At 64.6% G+C, this 14,741-nt stretch carries 18 protein-coding genes; 6 read left to right on the top strand and 12 right to left on the bottom strand.

The features are described 5' to 3' along the window. Positions 1-17: 17 nt before the first annotated feature. Together NUH86_RS09940 and NUH86_RS09935 are read right to left on the bottom strand one after the other, a co-directional pair. Positions 18-1,346 carry a PQQ-dependent sugar dehydrogenase gene (locus NUH86_RS09940; protein ID WP_267249355.1) on the bottom strand — a complete coding sequence of 443 codons (1,329 nt, stop codon included), beginning with the start codon at positions 1,344-1,346 and terminating at the stop codon, positions 18-20. A gap of 60 nt (positions 1,347-1,406) precedes the next feature. Beyond that, positions 1,407-1,580 (bottom strand): hypothetical protein, encoded by a 174-nt coding sequence (locus NUH86_RS09935; RefSeq protein ID WP_267249354.1) that lies wholly within the window; start codon positions 1,578-1,580, stop codon positions 1,407-1,409. Between the two features lie 227 nt (positions 1,581-1,807). On the opposite strand from NUH86_RS09935, the gene NUH86_RS09930 reads away from it, so the two are divergent. Further along, entirely contained in the window at positions 1,808-2,011 is a 204-nt protein-coding gene (locus tag NUH86_RS09930; protein WP_267249353.1) for a hypothetical protein, read from the top strand. A gap of 60 nt (positions 2,012-2,071) precedes the next feature. Here the strand turns inward: NUH86_RS09930 and argC are convergent, their stop codons facing one another. From argC to NUH86_RS09910, 4 genes are all read right to left on the bottom strand, one after another. After that, positions 2,072-3,013: an N-acetyl-gamma-glutamyl-phosphate reductase gene (gene argC / locus NUH86_RS09925; protein ID WP_267249352.1), complete on the bottom strand. Its 942-nt coding sequence runs from the start codon at positions 3,011-3,013 to the stop codon at positions 2,072-2,074. Beyond that, positions 3,010-3,918, bottom strand: coding sequence for a C40 family peptidase (locus NUH86_RS09920; protein WP_267249351.1), 909 nt, complete (start codon positions 3,916-3,918; stop codon positions 3,010-3,012). The genes argC and NUH86_RS09920 overlap by 4 nt, the downstream gene beginning before the upstream one ends. After that, on the bottom strand, positions 3,878-4,285 hold the full coding sequence (locus tag NUH86_RS09915; RefSeq protein ID WP_267249350.1) for a MarR family transcriptional regulator: 408 nt from the start codon (positions 4,283-4,285) through the stop codon (positions 3,878-3,880). Before NUH86_RS09915 ends, NUH86_RS09920 begins: the two co-directional genes overlap by 41 nt. Positions 4,286-4,347: 62 nt before the next feature. After that, on the bottom strand, positions 4,348-5,745 hold the full coding sequence (locus tag NUH86_RS09910; RefSeq protein WP_267249349.1) for a leucyl aminopeptidase family protein: 1,398 nt from the start codon (positions 5,743-5,745) through the stop codon (positions 4,348-4,350). Positions 5,746-5,886: 141 nt separating this feature from the next. On the opposite strand from NUH86_RS09910, the gene NUH86_RS09905 reads away from it, so the two are divergent. Together NUH86_RS09905 and NUH86_RS09900 are read left to right on the top strand one after the other, a co-directional pair. Then, positions 5,887-6,090 (top strand): hypothetical protein, encoded by a 204-nt coding sequence (locus NUH86_RS09905; protein ID WP_267249348.1) that lies wholly within the window; start codon positions 5,887-5,889, stop codon positions 6,088-6,090. Beyond that, entirely contained in the window at positions 6,090-6,935 is an 846-nt protein-coding gene (locus NUH86_RS09900) for a DUF4163 domain-containing protein (protein ID WP_267249347.1), read from the top strand. The genes NUH86_RS09905 and NUH86_RS09900 overlap by 1 nt, the downstream gene beginning before the upstream one ends. Before the next feature lie 89 nt (positions 6,936-7,024). Here NUH86_RS09900 and rimO read toward each other — a convergent pair whose 3' ends face one another. The 4 genes from rimO to serS all read right to left on the bottom strand — a co-directional run bounded on the left by rimO (position 7,025) and on the right by serS (position 11,681). Beyond that, positions 7,025-8,422: a 30S ribosomal protein S12 methylthiotransferase RimO gene (rimO, locus tag NUH86_RS09895; protein WP_267249346.1), complete on the bottom strand. Its 1,398-nt coding sequence runs from the start codon at positions 8,420-8,422 to the stop codon at positions 7,025-7,027. Between the two features lie 37 nt (positions 8,423-8,459). Beyond that, a complete protein-coding gene (locus tag NUH86_RS09890) occupies positions 8,460-9,509 on the bottom strand; it encodes a potassium channel family protein (protein ID WP_267249345.1) in 1,050 nt (349 codons plus the stop codon). Between the two features lie 112 nt (positions 9,510-9,621). Beyond that, positions 9,622-10,386: a 5'/3'-nucleotidase SurE gene (gene surE / locus NUH86_RS09885; RefSeq protein ID WP_267249344.1), complete on the bottom strand. Its 765-nt coding sequence runs from the start codon at positions 10,384-10,386 to the stop codon at positions 9,622-9,624. A 17-nt stretch (positions 10,387-10,403) separates the two neighbouring features. Then, positions 10,404-11,681 carry a serine--tRNA ligase gene (gene serS, locus NUH86_RS09880; protein WP_267249343.1) on the bottom strand — a complete coding sequence of 426 codons (1,278 nt, stop codon included), beginning with the start codon at positions 11,679-11,681 and terminating at the stop codon, positions 10,404-10,406. A gap of 95 nt (positions 11,682-11,776) precedes the next feature. Here serS and NUH86_RS09875 point away from each other — a divergent pair, with 95 nt between their 5' ends. Next, positions 11,777-12,217 (top strand): host attachment family protein, encoded by a 441-nt coding sequence (locus NUH86_RS09875; RefSeq protein WP_267252089.1) that lies wholly within the window; start codon positions 11,777-11,779, stop codon positions 12,215-12,217. 55 nt (positions 12,218-12,272) lie between these two features. On the opposite strand, the gene NUH86_RS09870 is transcribed toward NUH86_RS09875, so the two are convergent. After that, positions 12,273-13,085, bottom strand: coding sequence for a PEP-CTERM sorting domain-containing protein (locus NUH86_RS09870; protein ID WP_267249342.1), 813 nt, complete (start codon positions 13,083-13,085; stop codon positions 12,273-12,275). A gap of 410 nt (positions 13,086-13,495) precedes the next feature. Between NUH86_RS09870 and dksA the strand changes: the two genes are divergently transcribed. Both dksA and NUH86_RS09860 read left to right on the top strand, forming a co-directional pair. Further along, positions 13,496-13,960, top strand: a complete 465-nt coding sequence (dksA, locus tag NUH86_RS09865) for an RNA polymerase-binding protein DksA (RefSeq protein WP_267249341.1) — start codon at positions 13,496-13,498, stop codon at positions 13,958-13,960. Positions 13,961-14,024: 64 nt separating this feature from the next. Then, positions 14,025-14,390, top strand: a complete 366-nt coding sequence (locus NUH86_RS09860) for a PilZ domain-containing protein (protein WP_267249340.1) — start codon at positions 14,025-14,027, stop codon at positions 14,388-14,390. Positions 14,391-14,560: 170 nt separating this feature from the next. Here NUH86_RS09860 and NUH86_RS09855 read toward each other — a convergent pair whose 3' ends face one another. Continuing rightward, entirely contained in the window at positions 14,561-14,719 is a 159-nt protein-coding gene (locus tag NUH86_RS09855; protein WP_007684009.1) for a YdcH family protein, read from the bottom strand. Positions 14,720-14,741 lie beyond the last annotated feature (22 nt).

The following is a 14,741-nucleotide window of genomic DNA, read 5'->3' as shown; positions in this document are numbered from 1 at the left end:
TTTTTGATCGCATCACCTCATTTGGCCGCCGTCACCCGCCAAACGACCCCGCCCACATCGTCGCTGACCAGCAACGCGCCCTTGGCGTCCGCCGTCACGTCGACCGGCCGGCCACGCGCCTCGCCCTTGCTGCTCAGAAAGCCGGTCAGCACATCGACCGGCTTGGCCTTGCCCGTCTCGCCATTGTCGCCAAAGGGCACGAACACGACCTTGTAGCCTGATAAGGGCTTCCGGTTCCAACTGCCGTGCAGCCCGACGAAGGCGCCGTTGCCATAGGACGCGCCCAGAGTCACCTTGTCCGCAAAGCTCAGCCCTAGCGGCGCGACATGATTGCCCAGCGCATAGTCCGGCCGCTTGGTATATTCGCGGACTTCAGGCCTTTGCGGCTGGACCCGTCGATCCTCATAGCCGCCCCAATAATTCCACGGCCAGCCATAGAAGGCGCCGAATTCGACCCGCGTCAGATAATCGGGCACCAGATCGCTGCCCAGCATGTCGCGCTCATTCACCACGCCCCACAGCGCGCCGCTTTTGGGTTCGAAAGCCAGCCCCACCGGGTTCCGCAGTCCCGAAGCATAGATGCGATAGGCGCCGGTTTTGGGATTGATCTCCAGCACGGCGGCGCGATTGGCCTCCGCCTCCAGATCATTTTCCCCGATATTGCTGTTGGAGCCGACGCCCACATAGAGCAGCCCCTGCGGACTGGCGGCCAGGCTGCGCGTCCAGTGCATATTGGGCACCTGCGCCGGCAGGCTCAGTATCTTGCGCCCCTTGGCGGCGATCTTCGTCTCGCCTTCCTTATAGGGAAAGGCCATCAGCGCGTCGGTGTTGGCGACGTAGAACGTGTTTTCGACCAGCGCCATGCCATAGGGCGAATTGAGGCCGGTCAGGAAAACGGTCTTCGTCTCCGCCCGCCCGTCGCCATCGGCGTCGCGCAGCAGGGTGATGCGGTTGGCGGAAGGCGCGCCAGCCCCGGCCTTGTTCAGCAGATAGTTCATCACCCGGTTGGCGATGCCGCCGGTCGGCCGCGTCGGGCTGCCGGTTTCCGCCACCAGCACATCGCCATTGGGCAGGCGCAGCAGCGACCGGGGATGGTCCAGCCCATCGGCGAAGCGATCCACGGTCAGCCCCTTTGCCGGAACCGGCTTTTCGCCGCCCTGCCAGGGCGCCGCTTTCGCGACGTTCATCGTCGGGATCATCTCGCTGCGCGGGCTGGTGAAGACGGGTTCCTTGCCGACATCGGCACCGGCGGGAAGCTGCGCCTTGTCCCCGCGCGCGAAATAGAAGAACAGGCCGCCAAGAATGACCAGCGTGAGGAGGGTGAGAGCGATCAGATGCTTCTTCATGGTCCCCCGTTTATGCTGGCCCTCCCAAGCTGGCAAGGCGCGCAACCGTCGGGAGCGAAGCTATTTTCTCCAATCGCGCAGCCACAGCAGCAGGGCGATCACGATGCCCAGCGCTGTGCCCGCCAACAGGCCCGCGCTGGGCTGGCCCATCAGGCCGCCGACGATCGTGCCGCCCAAAATGGTGAGCGCCAAAATGGCGCCTGCGCCGGTCGGTTCTTTTCTGGCCTTGGTCATCGGCCGTTCCTTGCCACGGGCCGGGATGCATGGCCAGAGTTTTCCGGGCTGCGCCGTTTCGGGACAGGCCTGTCCCGGCATGGGATGGCTGTGCCAGGACGGGACGTGGCTAACAGGCCGTTCACCCTCGCAGAGCGCATCCGTCCGTCAATGGGTGAAACTGGCATGGGGATTGAATATATATCCCTACCGTCAGGGTGGGGACTTTGGGGGCCTTGAACATGAATATGCCGTATCTTGCGAATCGCAAGAGCTATGACGACGCTGCCGAGTTGATGGCGTTGTTCGGCGACAATGCGGGTTATGAAGCCGCGGCGCGCGCCGACCGGAGCCGGGACGTGGGCAACCATATCCGCTTTTGCCATTGGCGGCAGATCGAGCGGTTGATCGTGCTGCTAACCCATGAAAGGCCGCTTGGCACGATTCATTGATCCGAAGGTTCGCTCGCCCGACCCTGGCCCGTCATGAATGGGGCAGGTTGGGCGCGCCTCTTAAAGCCGCAAGCCCGAAGTTTCCGGCAAGCCCGCCAATATATTGAGGTTCTGCACCGCAGCCCCGGCCGCGCCCTTGCCCAGATTGTCGAGCGCCGCCACCAGCCGCGCCTGGCCCGTCGCCTCATTGCCGAAGACGAACAGCGCCAGCCGGTCGGTCGCGCCGACATGCTCCAGCCGGACCTGCGTCATCGCGGCGCTGTCTTCCAGCCTTTCCACGCTGACGATCGGGGATCCGGCGTAGGCCGCCGCCAGCGCCCCATGCACATCGGCCACCGATGGTGCGCCGGGCATGGCGCGCAACTGCAACGGCACTTCCACGATCATCCCGCGATAGGTATCGGCCACGGCTGGCGCGAACAGGGGCGGGTGCCGCAAACCGGAATAGCGCAGCATTTCCGGCCCATGCTTGTGCGCCAGCCCCAGTCCATAGGGCCGGAACGCACTCGGCGCGCCGTCCGCGCCCTCATATTCCGCGATCATCGCCTTGCCGCCGCCCGAATAGCCCGATGCGCCCGACACCGTCACCGGCCAGTCGGCAGGCAGCAGCCCCGCCAGCACCAGCGGCCGCACCAGCGCCAGGAAGCCGGTGGGCCAGCAGCCCGGATTGGCGACGAAGCGCGCATTGGCGAGCTTTTCCCGATGGCCCGGCTCCAGTTCGGCGAAGCCATAGGTCCAGCCATCGGCCACGCGATGGGCGGTCGATGCGTCGATCACCCGTGTCCGGTCATTGTCAATCAGCGCCACCGCTTCCCGCGCGGCATCGTCCGGCAGGCAGAGGATGACGATATCCGCCGCGTTCAACGCATCACGGCGCGCCGCCGCATCCTTGCGCTTGTCCCCATCCAGGGTGATGATAGACAATTCCGGGCGGCCAGCCAGCCGCTCGTTGATTTCCAGTCCCGTGGTCCCGACGCCGCCGTCGATGAAAATTTGCGTCATGTGCCGATTCTCCGCCGCGCCGATATGGGTTCCGCGTGATCCGCCGCCAACCGTCCGACGACGTCGGCCAGTGGTTCGATCACCACGCTCATCCAATGGGCGTTGGCATGCAGTAGATTGTCGCCGTCAGTCATGATGCCGACATGGCCCGGAAAGAAGATGAAGTCCCCTCGTCGGAGCGGCGCGTCCGGCGCGATCGGGGAACCGATCCCCTCACGCTGCAGATCGGTGTCGCGGGGTGCCTTGATCCCGCACTGGCCAAGGGCGACCTGCACCAGCCCCGAACAGTCGACGCCGCGATGGCCGCGCCCGCCCCAGACGTAGGGCTGGCCCAGATAGCGTTCCGCCGCCGCAACCCAATCGCTTTCCAGCGCGTCGATGGCAGCGACATGGCGCTTGTGCACATAGCCGTCGGCGCAGGCGAAGAAATCGCCCTCCGCCTCGGCGGCGAACTGCGCGCCGCGGGGCCAGTAATCCGCGATGGGCGATTTGATGTCGGCCGTGCTGAACAGCGGGGCGGTGCCGGTGATGATCCGGCTGTTCACGACTTCCCGCGCATCCAGCGCCTCCCGCCGGACATAGCCGACATAGCCGTCATGTCCGCAAAAGCCCCAGGCCCAGTCCGCCGTCACGTCCAGCGCATGGAAACTTTCGCCGCGCAGCAATTCGCTGACCGCCTGCGCCTTGGGCGTGTCGGCCGCCAGCACCGGCGCACCCGCCGCCACGCAGGTCAGTTCGACAGCGCGGGCATAATGGGCGGAAAACAGCACCCCGGCGAGCGCCAGGTCGGCCAGGTCGCCGCGCGCGGCATGGACCCGCGTGTCGAGCTTGACCGACCGGCCGTCCAGCTTGAATCGGATGCGTTCAGGCAGATTGGCCTGCGGAAGAGAAATGGTGGCGTTCATCGCGGCCGGTTCCTGCGATGAAATGGTGAAAGGCGTCAAGAAATTCCGCCCCTTTTGGGGTCCGGGTGATGAAAATATTGCGCCGGTCGGTGGAGTCCCGTTCCCGCCGCAGATAGCCGAGCGCCGATAATTTGTTGAGAGCGCGGGTGATGACCGGCTTCGACACGTTCAGCGCCTCCGCGAGTCCCCGCACCGTATGCGGCCCCGCGCCGATATAGACGGTCAGCATCAGGGCCATTTGCCGGTTGGTGAGATCGGGTTTTCCTGACCGCACATAATCGACCAGAGTGCGCATCCATTGGCCGAGCGGTTTCAGCCCGGGCCGGTTCAACTCTGCGGCTTCATTCTGTGCAGACTGAGCATCCATGCCCCTCCTAACGCACAATAGCCAATCCGGTTGCGTAACGGCCTGCCAAAACCGCTTTCTTTTTACTTTTTATGGCTATAGCGGGCCTGCAATATATGAAATGCCGCGCGCAGCCCCAACGCTTCGCCGCCCTTGGGCCGCCCCGGCCGGGATGAGGGCCGCCAGGCGAAGGTGTCGAGATGCACCCAGGGGGTGTTTTCCGGCACGAAGCGCTTCAGGAACAGCGCCGCCGTGATCGCCCCGGCAAAGCCGCCTTCGCCCGCATTGTTGATGTCCGCCACGTCCGACTTCAGCATGTCGGCATAGCCGTCCCACAAGGGCAGCCGCCATGTGGGATCGTCCACCGCGCTCCCGGCGGCGTCCATCTCTCCGGCCAGCGCATCGTCGTTGGAGAAGAGGGCAGGCAGGTCCGGACCCACCGCCACCCGCGCCGCGCCGGTCAGCGTGGCATAGTCGATGATGAGGTCCGGCTTGTCCTCGCCCGCCAATGTCAGGGCATCGCCCAGCACCAGCCGCCCTTCGGCATCGGTATTGCCGATCTCCACCGTCAGCCCCTTGCGCGACTGGAGGATGTCGCCGGGCCGGAAGGCATTGCCCGACACCGCATTTTCCGCCGCCGGGATCAACAGATGCAGCCGCACCGGCAGCCGCGCCCCCATGACAAGCTGCGCCAGCGCCAGCGCATGGGCCGCGCCGCCCATATCCTTCTTCATCAGCCGCATCGCGGAAGACGGCTTGATGTCGAGTCCGCCGCTGTCGAAGCAGATGCCCTTGCCGACGATGGCGATCTTCGGATGTTTGGGATTGCCCCAGCGCAGTTCGATCAGGCGCGGTGCGAAGCCCTTGTCCGCCGCCTTGCCGACGGCGTGGATCATCGGAAAGCCCTGCTCCAGCGCGTCGCCCTTCGTCACCTTGCACTCGGCGTCGAAGCGCTTCGCCACCTTGCGCGCCGCCGCTTCCAGATCGCCCGGTCCCATGTCGGCGGCGGGCGTGTTGACCAAATCGCGCACCAGCGCCACCGCTTCGGCCAATCGCACGGCGGCTTCGATCTGCGCCACCTCGCCGGTCAGCAGTACGCGGGCGCCGGAGCCACTCTCCTCCTTGCGATAGCGGTCGAAGCGATATTGCGCGGTCAGCCATCCCAGCATGGCCGCGCCCGCCGTTCCGTCCGCCAGCCGGTATGTCCCTTCCGGCAAAGCCTCCGCCAGCTTAGCCAGGCACCACGGCCCCAGCCTTTCCCGCGAAGCCACGCCCGCCACCACGGACCAGTCCGCCGGATCGTCGCCGGGCAATATGGCATGTTCATACGGCTTGCCCCTGAATTTCTGCGCCGCGGCCAGCGTCCGCACCCGCTCCGGCTGGCTGGTCAGCCAGGCTTCCAGCCCTTGTGAATCCATGATCTGGATCGAACGGGCGGTTTGATTGTTGTCGGCTTTGAGCAGGTCGGAAAAATCAGTCATGACGCACCTGTTTTGAAGAAAGGCGGCGGGGATGGAAAGCGCAATTTTTCGTCGCCTCCGCGCCACTTTCGACCGCGCTAAGATTTGCGTCGGGCGGTTTGCGAGCATAGATTGAACGCAGTTAAAATAAGGAGAGACAGGATGATGCACACCGATGACGGCCGGATCCAGGCCCTTCGCGCCCGTGCCTATGCGCTGGCGGAAAGCGGACGCTTCGATGGAGCGCATGCGGTGGAACAGGCCCTGATCGCGGAAGGATGGCCCAATGCGGGCGCCGCGCTTCAGAGCAGCTATACGCGCAAGGCGATCAGCGAACGGTGCATGGCGGCGACGAAGACCCACTGATGCCGAACGATCAGGGGAGGGGGCAGGCGGGACCGCTGCTAGCGGCGGTGCTGTTGCTTGGCGCGTGCTCGGCGGCGAAGGATGCGGATAATGCTGTGGCGCACGGCAACGATGTCGCGGCCAGCAACTTCGCCAGCCGCATGGCCGGTCAGCCCGAACCACCGCCGCCCGCCAAAGCGTTCGAGCGAAAGGAAAAGACCGACCTGCTCGAATTTGCCTACAGCTATCCCGCTCAGGCGGCGCAGATTCCGGTGCTGGTGGACAAATTCGGCAATGCGTTGAAAGTCACCAGGGCCGATGCACTGAAAATGGCGCGTGAGGACCGGAAGGCGGCCAAGGATGCGGGCTTTCCGTTCCACGCCCATGCGCTTCAAACCCGATGGACCGTGACTGCCGATACCCCTCGTTTCCTGGCGCTGGCATCGGAAAGCTATGCCTATACCGGCGGCGCGCACGGCATGACTGGCTATGATGCCCTGTTGTGGGACAAGGACCGCAAGCGCGAAACGGCGGTGGAGGCGCTCATGACCTCTCCCGCAGCCTTTGCTGCGGCCATTCGCGACCGCTTCTGTGATGCGCTAGACAAGGCGCGGGCGGAAAAGCGGGGCGAGCCGGTGAAGCGCGGCGACGATGACGATTTCACCAAATGCATCGATCCGATGAAAGAGGTGCTGGCGCCCACGTCAAAGGACGGCAAGCTGATCGACGGCGTCACCGTGATCATCGGCCCCTACAGCGCCGGTCCCTATGCGGAGGGGAAATATGAGATCGCGCTCCCGGTCGACGGGGCCATGCGCAAGGCGATCAAGACGGAGTATCAGGACGCCTTCGTGGCGACGCCTTAACGTCGCCTTTCTGTGTATCATGCTCTGGCGCAGGCAAGAGCACAGTCCAAAGCCGGGGACTGGGTTCCTGCCTGCGCAGGAACACCTGGTTATTCAATCTGTTCGTTACCTGACGGCACCCCATAAAGGTCATGTTCGTCCGCATCCTCGATCAGCACGTTGAGGATGCTGCCAGGCGCCAATCCTTCGCCCACGTCGCGCAGGAAGACATTGCCGTCGATCTCCGGCGCATCGGCCTGGCTGCGCGCCGTGGCGCCGACCGATCCGTCCTCATCGGCCTCGCCCACCTCATCGACGATGACCGGCAGCACGCGCCCGACCTTGGCCTGCAATTTGGCGGCTGAGATCGCGGCGGTCTTCTCCATGATCCGCTGGTAGCGTTCTTCCTTGACCTCTTCGGGCACCGCGCCGGGCAGGTCGTTGGCGGTCGCACCCTCGACCGGCTCGAAGCGGAAAGCGCCGACGCGGTCCAGTTGCGCCTCATCCAGCCATTGCAGCAGATAGTCGAAATCCGCCTCCGTCTCGCCGGGGAAGCCGACGACGAAGGACGAACGGATCGCGATGTCCGGGCAGATGTCCCGCCACTTGCGGATGCGGTCCAGCACCTTGGCTTCATTGGCGGGCCGCTTCATCGCCTTCAGCACCGAAGGCGCGGCATGCTGGAACGGAATGTCGAGATAGGGGGTCAGCAAACCCTCAGCCATCAGCGGGATCACATGGTCCACATGCGGATAGGGATAGACATAGTGCAGCCGCACCCAGGGCGGCGTGCCCTCCGCGGTGCGGAGCTGCCCCAGTTCCCGCGCCAGATCGGTCATATGCGCCCGGACATCGCGCCCCTTCCACTGGCGCGTCTCATGCCTTGTATCGACCCCGTAAGCCGACGTGTCCTGGCTGATGATCAGCAGTTCCTTCGTCCCGGCATGCACCAGCTTTTCCGCCTCGCGCAGCACCGCATCGACACGGCGCGACACCAGATCGCCGCGCAATGAAGGAATGATGCAGAAGGAGCAGCGATGGTTGCAGCCCTCCGAAATCTTCAGATAGCTGTAGTGGCGCGGCGTCAGTTTCAGCCCGCCCTCAGGCACCAGATCGACAAAGGCGTTGGGGATAGGCGGCGAGGCTTCATGCACCGCATTCACCACCGCCTCATATTGATGCGCGCCGGTGACGGCCAGCACTTGCGGGAATTTCGCGCGGATCAGTTCCGCCTCATTCCCCATGCAGCCGGTGACGATGACGCGGCCATTTTCCGCGATCGCCTCGCCAATGGCCTCCAGCGATTCTTCCTTGGCCGAATCGAGAAAGCCGCAGGTATTCACCAGCACGACGTCGGCGCCGGCATAGTCGGCGGACATCTGATAGCCGTCGGAACGAAGCTTGGTCAGGATGCGCTCGCTGTCGACCAGTGCCTTGGGACAGCCCAGCGACACCATGCCGACCTTCGGCGCTTCGGGAATTTTGGTTGCCATGATCGGCGCGCACATAGGGATTTTTGCGCCCAATGTCACGGGGGCGCGAAAATCAGGCCGGATCGCGCGCCTTTCCGGCCGCATCCCCCCGCACGATTTCAATGATGAGGTCGCCGGTCTGGAGCCTGGCCGCGCCTTCCTCCCAGAAACCGATGGCGCGTTCGTCGCGATGGATGCGCACCCCAAGGCCGGTCGCAATGGCGGTCAGCGGCTTGCCGATTTCTTCCGGCAGCACGAAGCGTTCGTTGAGTTTGACCTGCCCGCCAGAAGCCGCAAGGTCCGACATATAATCGGCAATATGTCGGCCGCTGGTGCTCCCGGCGAGCAGCAGCCCGGCAAAGCTCACCGGATTGATCACGGTGGTCGCGCCCGCCTGCCGGGCGGGAAGTTCATTATCCTCATTGCGCACGACGATGCTGATGGGCAGGCGAGGGGCCAGATGCCGCGCCGTCAATGTGATCAAGATGGACGTATCGTCCCGCCCCGCCGACACGATCAGCGTCCGTGCCCGGTGGATGGCCACGTCGTTCAGTGTCCGGTCCCGCGTCGAATCGCCGCACAGCACGTTGCACCCCAGCGCTTCGGCCTCCGCCAGCGCCTTCTCGACCGGATCGACCACCACGATCTCGCGGGGATCGACATTGCGCGCCAGCAGTTCGCGCACCGCCTCCGCCCCGCTGGTGCCGAAGCCGGTCACGACGATATGATTATGCAGATCGGCCTGAATACGAGCCATGCGCCACCTGTAGAGGATGTTGCGAAAAAAGAGATTATAGGCCGTGCCCAGAAAGATCAGCCACACGAACAGCCGGATCGGCGTCACCAGCAAGGCTTCGAACAGCCGCGCTTCCGGGCTGACCGGCACGATGTCGCCATAGCCGACCGTCGTGACCGTCACCGTCGTGAAATAGAGCACGTCGACAAAGCTGATCCGGTCGTCGAGATTGTCCTTCAGCCCGTCCCGCCCGATCCAGTGGATCAGCAGCACCAGTCCGATCAACCCGAACACCAGCGCCACCCGCCAGGCAAGGTCGGCCCAGATCGGCAAGGAAGACCGCCGCCGCAGGAAGCCCGCCGCGCTGGACGGGGGCCGGACGGGCATGATCCTCACAGGGGCCTGGTCCAGCGGTCATGGCCGGAGCCGCAGATGGTGGAGAGCCAGGAACGCGACATTGCCCGTTGTGTAACCGGCTCAGGTGGTTAAGGCCAGTGCCCTAACCCCCGAACGCTGCCGCCGTCGCCGCCATCGCGCTGTCCTGCGTCAGGTCATAATGCAGCGGCGTCACCGTCACATAGCCATCGGCAATGGCGGCCAGATCGCTTCCTTCCGGCACGGAGTCGCTCGTTCCCAAGCCGAACCAATAATAGTCGTAGCCGCGCGGGTCGGTGCCCTGGATGATCTTCGTCCGGTCGACATCGTGAAACCCCTGCCGCACCACGCGCACGCCCTTCACCGCCGCCGGATCGATGGCCGGGAAATTGACGTTGAACAGCAATCGCCGACTGGCCGGCATGGCGATCAGCGGGCGCAACACCCGTTCGCCCCAGGCCTGCGCCGCGGCGAAGGGCACGGCGTCGCCCATGCCCTCCCGCGCATAGACCTGGCTCAGCGCAATCGACCTGATGCCGGAGATCGCACCCTCCATCGCGGCGGCTACGGTGCCCGAATAGGTCACGTCCTCCGCCAGATTGGCGCCCCGGTTGACGCCGGACAGCACCAGATCGGGCTTGGCATCCTTCATCAGATGGCCGACCGCCATCATCACCGCATCGGTCGGCGTCCCGGTCACGCTATAATGTTTTTCCCCGTGCTGACGGACGCGCAGCGGCCGTGTCAGCGTCAGGCTGTGGCCCGCGCCGGACTGCTCCTCGCTGGGGGCGACGATCCAGATGTCGTCGGACAGCGTCCGCGCAATCTCCTCCAGCACCGTCAGGCCCGGAGCATGAACCCCATCGTCATTGGTGAGCAGGATGCGCATGGCCGGCCTTTCTTCGCTTATCGGGGCCGCAGCCGCGTCAGGCCGCCCATATAGGGGGCCAGAACCTCCGGCACGATGACGCTGCCGTCCTCCTGCTGGCAATTTTCCAGCACCGCCACCAAGGTCCGCCCCACGGCCAGGCCCGACCCGTTCAGCGTATGCAGGAAGCGCGTATTCTTCTCGCCCTCCGGCTTGTAGCGGGCGTTCATCCGCCGCGCCTGGAAATCGCCGCAATTGGAGACGGAACTGATCTCTCGATAGGTCTGCTGGCTGGGCAGCCAGACTTCCAGATCCCAGGTCTTGCGCGCCCCGAAACCCATGTCGCCGGTGCAGAGCAGCACCTTGCGATAGGGCAGCCCCAGCGCCTGCAACACCCCCTCGGCGGCGGCGCACATGCGCTCATGTTCGGCCTCCGACTCTTCCGGCTTGCAGATCGCGACCAGCTCGACCTTCTCGAACTGATGCTGGCGGATGAAGCCGCGCGTATCGCGCCCCGCCGATCCCGCTTCCGACCGGAAACAGGGGGTCAGGGCGGTCAGGCGCAGCGGCAGGCTCTCCACCGGCACGATCTGCTCGCGCACCAGGTTGGTGAGGGAAACTTCCGCCGTGGGAATCAGCCAGCGTCCGTCGGTGGTCCTGAACAGGTCTTCGGCGAATTTGGGCAACTGCCCGGTGCCGAACAGCGCATCGTCCTTCACCAGCAGCGGCGGATTGACCTCCTCATAGCCATTCTCGCCCGTTTGGCGGTCCAGCATGAACTGCGCCAGCGCCCTGTGCAGCCGCGCCATCTGTCCGCGCAGCGCGGTAAAGCGCGCGCCGGAAAGCGCCGCGCCGCCTTCGAAATCCAGCCCCAGAGCAGGTCCGAAATCCGCGTGATCCTGCGGCGTGAAGGGGAAGCTGCGCGGTTCGCCCCAGCGCGCCACCTCGACATTCTGCGCCTCATCCTCGCCCAGGGGCACATCGTTCGCGGGCAGGTTCGGGATCGCCGCCAAGCGGGCATTGAGGGCCTCGCCAACCTCGCGGTCTTCGGCCTCCAGAGCGGGCATGCTGTCCTTGAGCGCCGCCACTTCGGCCTTCAGCGCCTCGGCCGTCGCCATGTCCTTCTGCGCCATGGCCTGGCCGATGGCCTTGCTCGCTTCATTGCGGCGCGCCTGGCCCTGTTGCAGCGCGGTCTTGATCGCCCGGCTCCGCTCGTCAAGCGCCAGCAGTTCCGCGCTCAGCGGTTCAAGCCCGCGCCGGGCCAGCCCTGCATCGAAAGCGGCGGGATTTTCGCGAAGGAAACGAATGTCGTGCATGGGTCAGCCCTATGCCGTTCCGCGACGAGCCGCGCAACCCTGCTCGCCGCCGCCCGTTCGTGGTAGAAGCGACCGTCAAGATAAGGAGCAGGATGATGCGGATAGACCATGACGCGATGGTGCTGGTGGCCGATGGGCGCAAGATGCTGTTCTTCCGCAACAGGGGCAGCCCGGCCTTTCCTCATCTGGAAACGGAGGAGGTGAAGCAGCAGGACAATCCCCCGGATCGCGAGCAGGCCTCCGACGGGACGGGCCGCGGTCCCAATTCGGTCGGCAGCCACCGGGGTTCCGTGGAGCAGACCAATTTCCACGATCTGGAGGAGGCCCGCTTCGCCGCCGAGGCTGCCGAACTGCTCAAGCACCGCGCCCTGGCCCATGACTATGAAAAGCTGATCGTCGTCGCGCCGCCCGCCGCCCTGGGCGAGATGCGCAAACATTATCACAAGGAAGTGCGCAGCCGGCTGGTGGGGGAGATCGCCAAGGATCTGTCCAATCACCCCGTGCTGGAAATAGAGCGGATCATCGCGACGAGTTGAACGCGATACCCGGCCGGCGCCTCCCCCCGGATGCGCCGGCCGGATCGCCCCCCGGTTAAGCCTCGCCCTTGGCGCGCGCGAACCGCTTGCGCGCCAGCAGGGCGGCCGCGCCCGCGCCGAACAGCAGCACCATCGGCGGCGCAGGCACATCGGTCGGTGGCGGCGGATGATGATGGTCGCCCCCCGACGAACCGGATGAGGAGGACGAGGAAGAAGATGACGTCGAACTGCTGGTCGAAGTCGAACTGGACGTGGAACTCGACGTCGAGGAGCTGCTGGTCACATTGCCGCTGGAGGTGGAGACGTTCCCCGACGATGTCGACACATTGCCCGAAGAGGTCGAAATCCCGCCCGTGGACGTCGATACGCCGCCGGTAGAGGTAGAGGTCGACACGCCTCCGGTCGAGGTGGACACGCCGCCCGTCGTCGAACTGGTCGAACTGGTGATGCCGCCGGTCGAACTGCTGGTGGAGGAGATCACCACCGAGCCGCCCGAACCGCCGCTGCTGCCCCCGAAGAACCCGCCGATGAAGCCGCCGCCGCCAAAGCCGGGTCCGCCCGCCAGGACAACCGGCGCGCCGCCGCCGCCCGACATGACCGGCATTTCCGCCGCCGCGACCGGAGCGGGCAGGGGAATGGGGGTGGCCTGGGTCGTCACGGTCACGGTCTGCGGTGCGCAGGACAATGTTTTCACCACCCGCTGCACCTTGCGCACGGCGACATGCCGGCGCGGCGCCGCCTTCACGCTCTTGGTGCTCTGAACCCCGGCCGGACGCGCGCTCTCGGCGACATGGACAGCGCCGCCGCCGATGATCGCACCGCCAGCGGCGCAAGCGCATAATTTAGCCAATGCCATCCGTACCGACATAGGTTCCACTCTTGTTTGTCTTCGCGGCCCGGTGATCCTGCCAACAGGCCGCTTCCCAATCGCTAACAACGCAAAACAAAGCGTTAACTTCAATGCCGTTAACTCTTAATATCGGGGTTAAGTCGAGGAAAATTCTAACAATTCATAAACCAAGATGGTTAACGTCCCATAGTGAGACGGCGGCCGGACGCTTCCATAATGCGGCTTGTCTATTTTCTTTGATATTGTCGCATCTCAGGGAATCGGCGGTTTTCCGTGATGCAAGGGCGCGCGATGCGCGGTACTTGCGCCGGCCCACCGATTGCCTGCTTGTATCGGGCCTTACCGCTGGCTATTAGGCGCCGTCAATCACAAGCCACGGACACCCCGGCATTTTCAGCACCGGCGGGTCCCGCGAGTCGGAGAGCCAGATGGCATCGGTCCTGAATTCCGATAAAGACGGCCCAAACCCGCCGAAATCGGCTGTAACACTCCCACCCGATTATCGTCCTTCCGCGGACGAAGAGTTCATGAACCCGCTACAGCTGGAATATTTCCGGCAGCGACTATGGGACTGGAAGAAGCAGATATTGGCCGAAGCCGAAGGGACGTTGGCCGTTCTGCAGAACGAACCGCTTCGCGAACCGGACCTCAACGACCGGGCGTCGAGCGAGACGGACTGGTCGATCGAACTGCGCACCCGCGACCGCCAGCGCAAGCTCATCTCCAAGATCGACGCCGCGCTGCGCCGCATCGACGAGGGGGAATATGGCTATTGCGAAGTGACCGGCGAACCCATTTCGCTGGGTCGGCTGGAGGCCCGCCCGATCGCGACCATGACGGTCGAAGCGCAGGAACGGCACGAGCGGCAGGAAAAAGTCTCTCGCGACGATTAACCTTTTGTCCATGCGGCCATGGGAATGTCGCTGCGATAATGTGGTGGATCGCAGGGCGTCGTTCATGGATAGCAATGGGGAAAATGTGGATCGGGGTCCGGCGCGATCGGGTCCGCGAGACAGTTTGTTCCTGCTCACCAATTTAAGTTCGGCCGACGGTACGCCGCTGGGCCGCGCGCGGGTCCGCAATCTTTCCGCGACAGGCCTGATGGCCGATTGCGAACGCGCCGTGCCCGCGGGCCTTCGCATCCGCTTCGACCTGCGCGGTATCGGCCAGGTCAACGGATCGATCGTCTGGTCCCGCAACGACCGCATCGGCATCGTCTTCGATCAGGAAATCGATCCTCAACTGGCGCGCCGGCCGGTCTCGGGGAAGGGCGGGCAAGCACCCTTGCCCGATTATCTGCGCCAGCGCAGGCTCATCCGCTGATTGATGGGAAGTCAATCCTTCCCATCTCTCGTTGAAATGCCCGTCTTCCATCCCGCCCAATAAAAAGCTCCGCAGGCTTATCCGGCCCCGGAGCATCGCCATCCGCTGGAAAAGGCGCATGGATCAGCGGCAAGGGACCGCTGATCCATGCCTTCGGGCATCACCGGCTGTCAGTGCTGCGCCTCCATTTCCTCCTTCAGCCGAAGCTTCTGCTTCTTGAGCGAGGCTACCAGTATGGCATCGGGCATGGGACGGCTCGTCTCCGCCTTGATTCGTGCCTCAAGCCCTGCATGCTTGGCCGAAAGAGCTGAAATGTGGCTATTTTCCATGACATTCTCCTTACGAGGGTGA

The sequence above is a fragment of the Sphingobium sp. JS3065 genome, assembly GCF_026427355.1.
In the GTDB taxonomy this organism is placed as follows: Bacteria; Pseudomonadota; Alphaproteobacteria; order Sphingomonadales; family Sphingomonadaceae; genus Sphingobium.
This window is presented reverse-complemented; position numbering and strand designations above follow the sequence as displayed.

Bases quoted from the DNA above. Each gene is read 5' to 3' on its own strand.
- NUH86_RS09940 (WP_267249355.1), bottom strand. From the start codon at position 1,346: ATGAAGAAGCATCTGATCGCTCTCACCCTCCTCACGCTGGTCATTCTT.
- NUH86_RS09935 (WP_267249354.1), bottom strand. From the start codon at position 1,580: ATGACCAAGGCCAGAAAAGAACCGACCGGCGCAGGCGCCATTTTGGCG.
- NUH86_RS09930 (WP_267249353.1), top strand. From the start codon at position 1,808: ATGCCGTATCTTGCGAATCGCAAGAGCTATGACGACGCTGCCGAGTTG.
- argC (WP_267249352.1), bottom strand. From the start codon at position 3,013: ATGACGCAAATTTTCATCGACGGCGGCGTCGGGACCACGGGACTGGAA.
- NUH86_RS09920 (WP_267249351.1), bottom strand. From the start codon at position 3,918: ATGAACGCCACCATTTCTCTTCCGCAGGCCAATCTGCCTGAACGCATC.
- NUH86_RS09915 (WP_267249350.1), bottom strand. From the start codon at position 4,285: ATGGATGCTCAGTCTGCACAGAATGAAGCCGCAGAGTTGAACCGGCCC.
- NUH86_RS09910 (WP_267249349.1), bottom strand. From the start codon at position 5,745: ATGACTGATTTTTCCGACCTGCTCAAAGCCGACAACAATCAAACCGCC.
- NUH86_RS09905 (WP_267249348.1), top strand. From the start codon at position 5,887: ATGATGCACACCGATGACGGCCGGATCCAGGCCCTTCGCGCCCGTGCC.
- NUH86_RS09900 (WP_267249347.1), top strand. From the start codon at position 6,090: ATGCCGAACGATCAGGGGAGGGGGCAGGCGGGACCGCTGCTAGCGGCG.
- rimO (WP_267249346.1), bottom strand. From the start codon at position 8,422: ATGTGCGCGCCGATCATGGCAACCAAAATTCCCGAAGCGCCGAAGGTC.
- NUH86_RS09890 (WP_267249345.1), bottom strand. From the start codon at position 9,509: ATGCCCGTCCGGCCCCCGTCCAGCGCGGCGGGCTTCCTGCGGCGGCGG.
- surE (WP_267249344.1), bottom strand. From the start codon at position 10,386: ATGCGCATCCTGCTCACCAATGACGATGGGGTTCATGCTCCGGGCCTG.
- serS (WP_267249343.1), bottom strand. From the start codon at position 11,681: ATGCACGACATTCGTTTCCTTCGCGAAAATCCCGCCGCTTTCGATGCA.
- NUH86_RS09875 (WP_267252089.1), top strand. From the start codon at position 11,777: ATGCGGATAGACCATGACGCGATGGTGCTGGTGGCCGATGGGCGCAAG.
- NUH86_RS09870 (WP_267249342.1), bottom strand. From the start codon at position 13,085: ATGTCGGTACGGATGGCATTGGCTAAATTATGCGCTTGCGCCGCTGGC.
- dksA (WP_267249341.1), top strand. From the start codon at position 13,496: ATGGCATCGGTCCTGAATTCCGATAAAGACGGCCCAAACCCGCCGAAA.
- NUH86_RS09860 (WP_267249340.1), top strand. From the start codon at position 14,025: ATGGATAGCAATGGGGAAAATGTGGATCGGGGTCCGGCGCGATCGGGT.
- NUH86_RS09855 (WP_007684009.1), bottom strand. From the start codon at position 14,719: ATGGAAAATAGCCACATTTCAGCTCTTTCGGCCAAGCATGCAGGGCTT.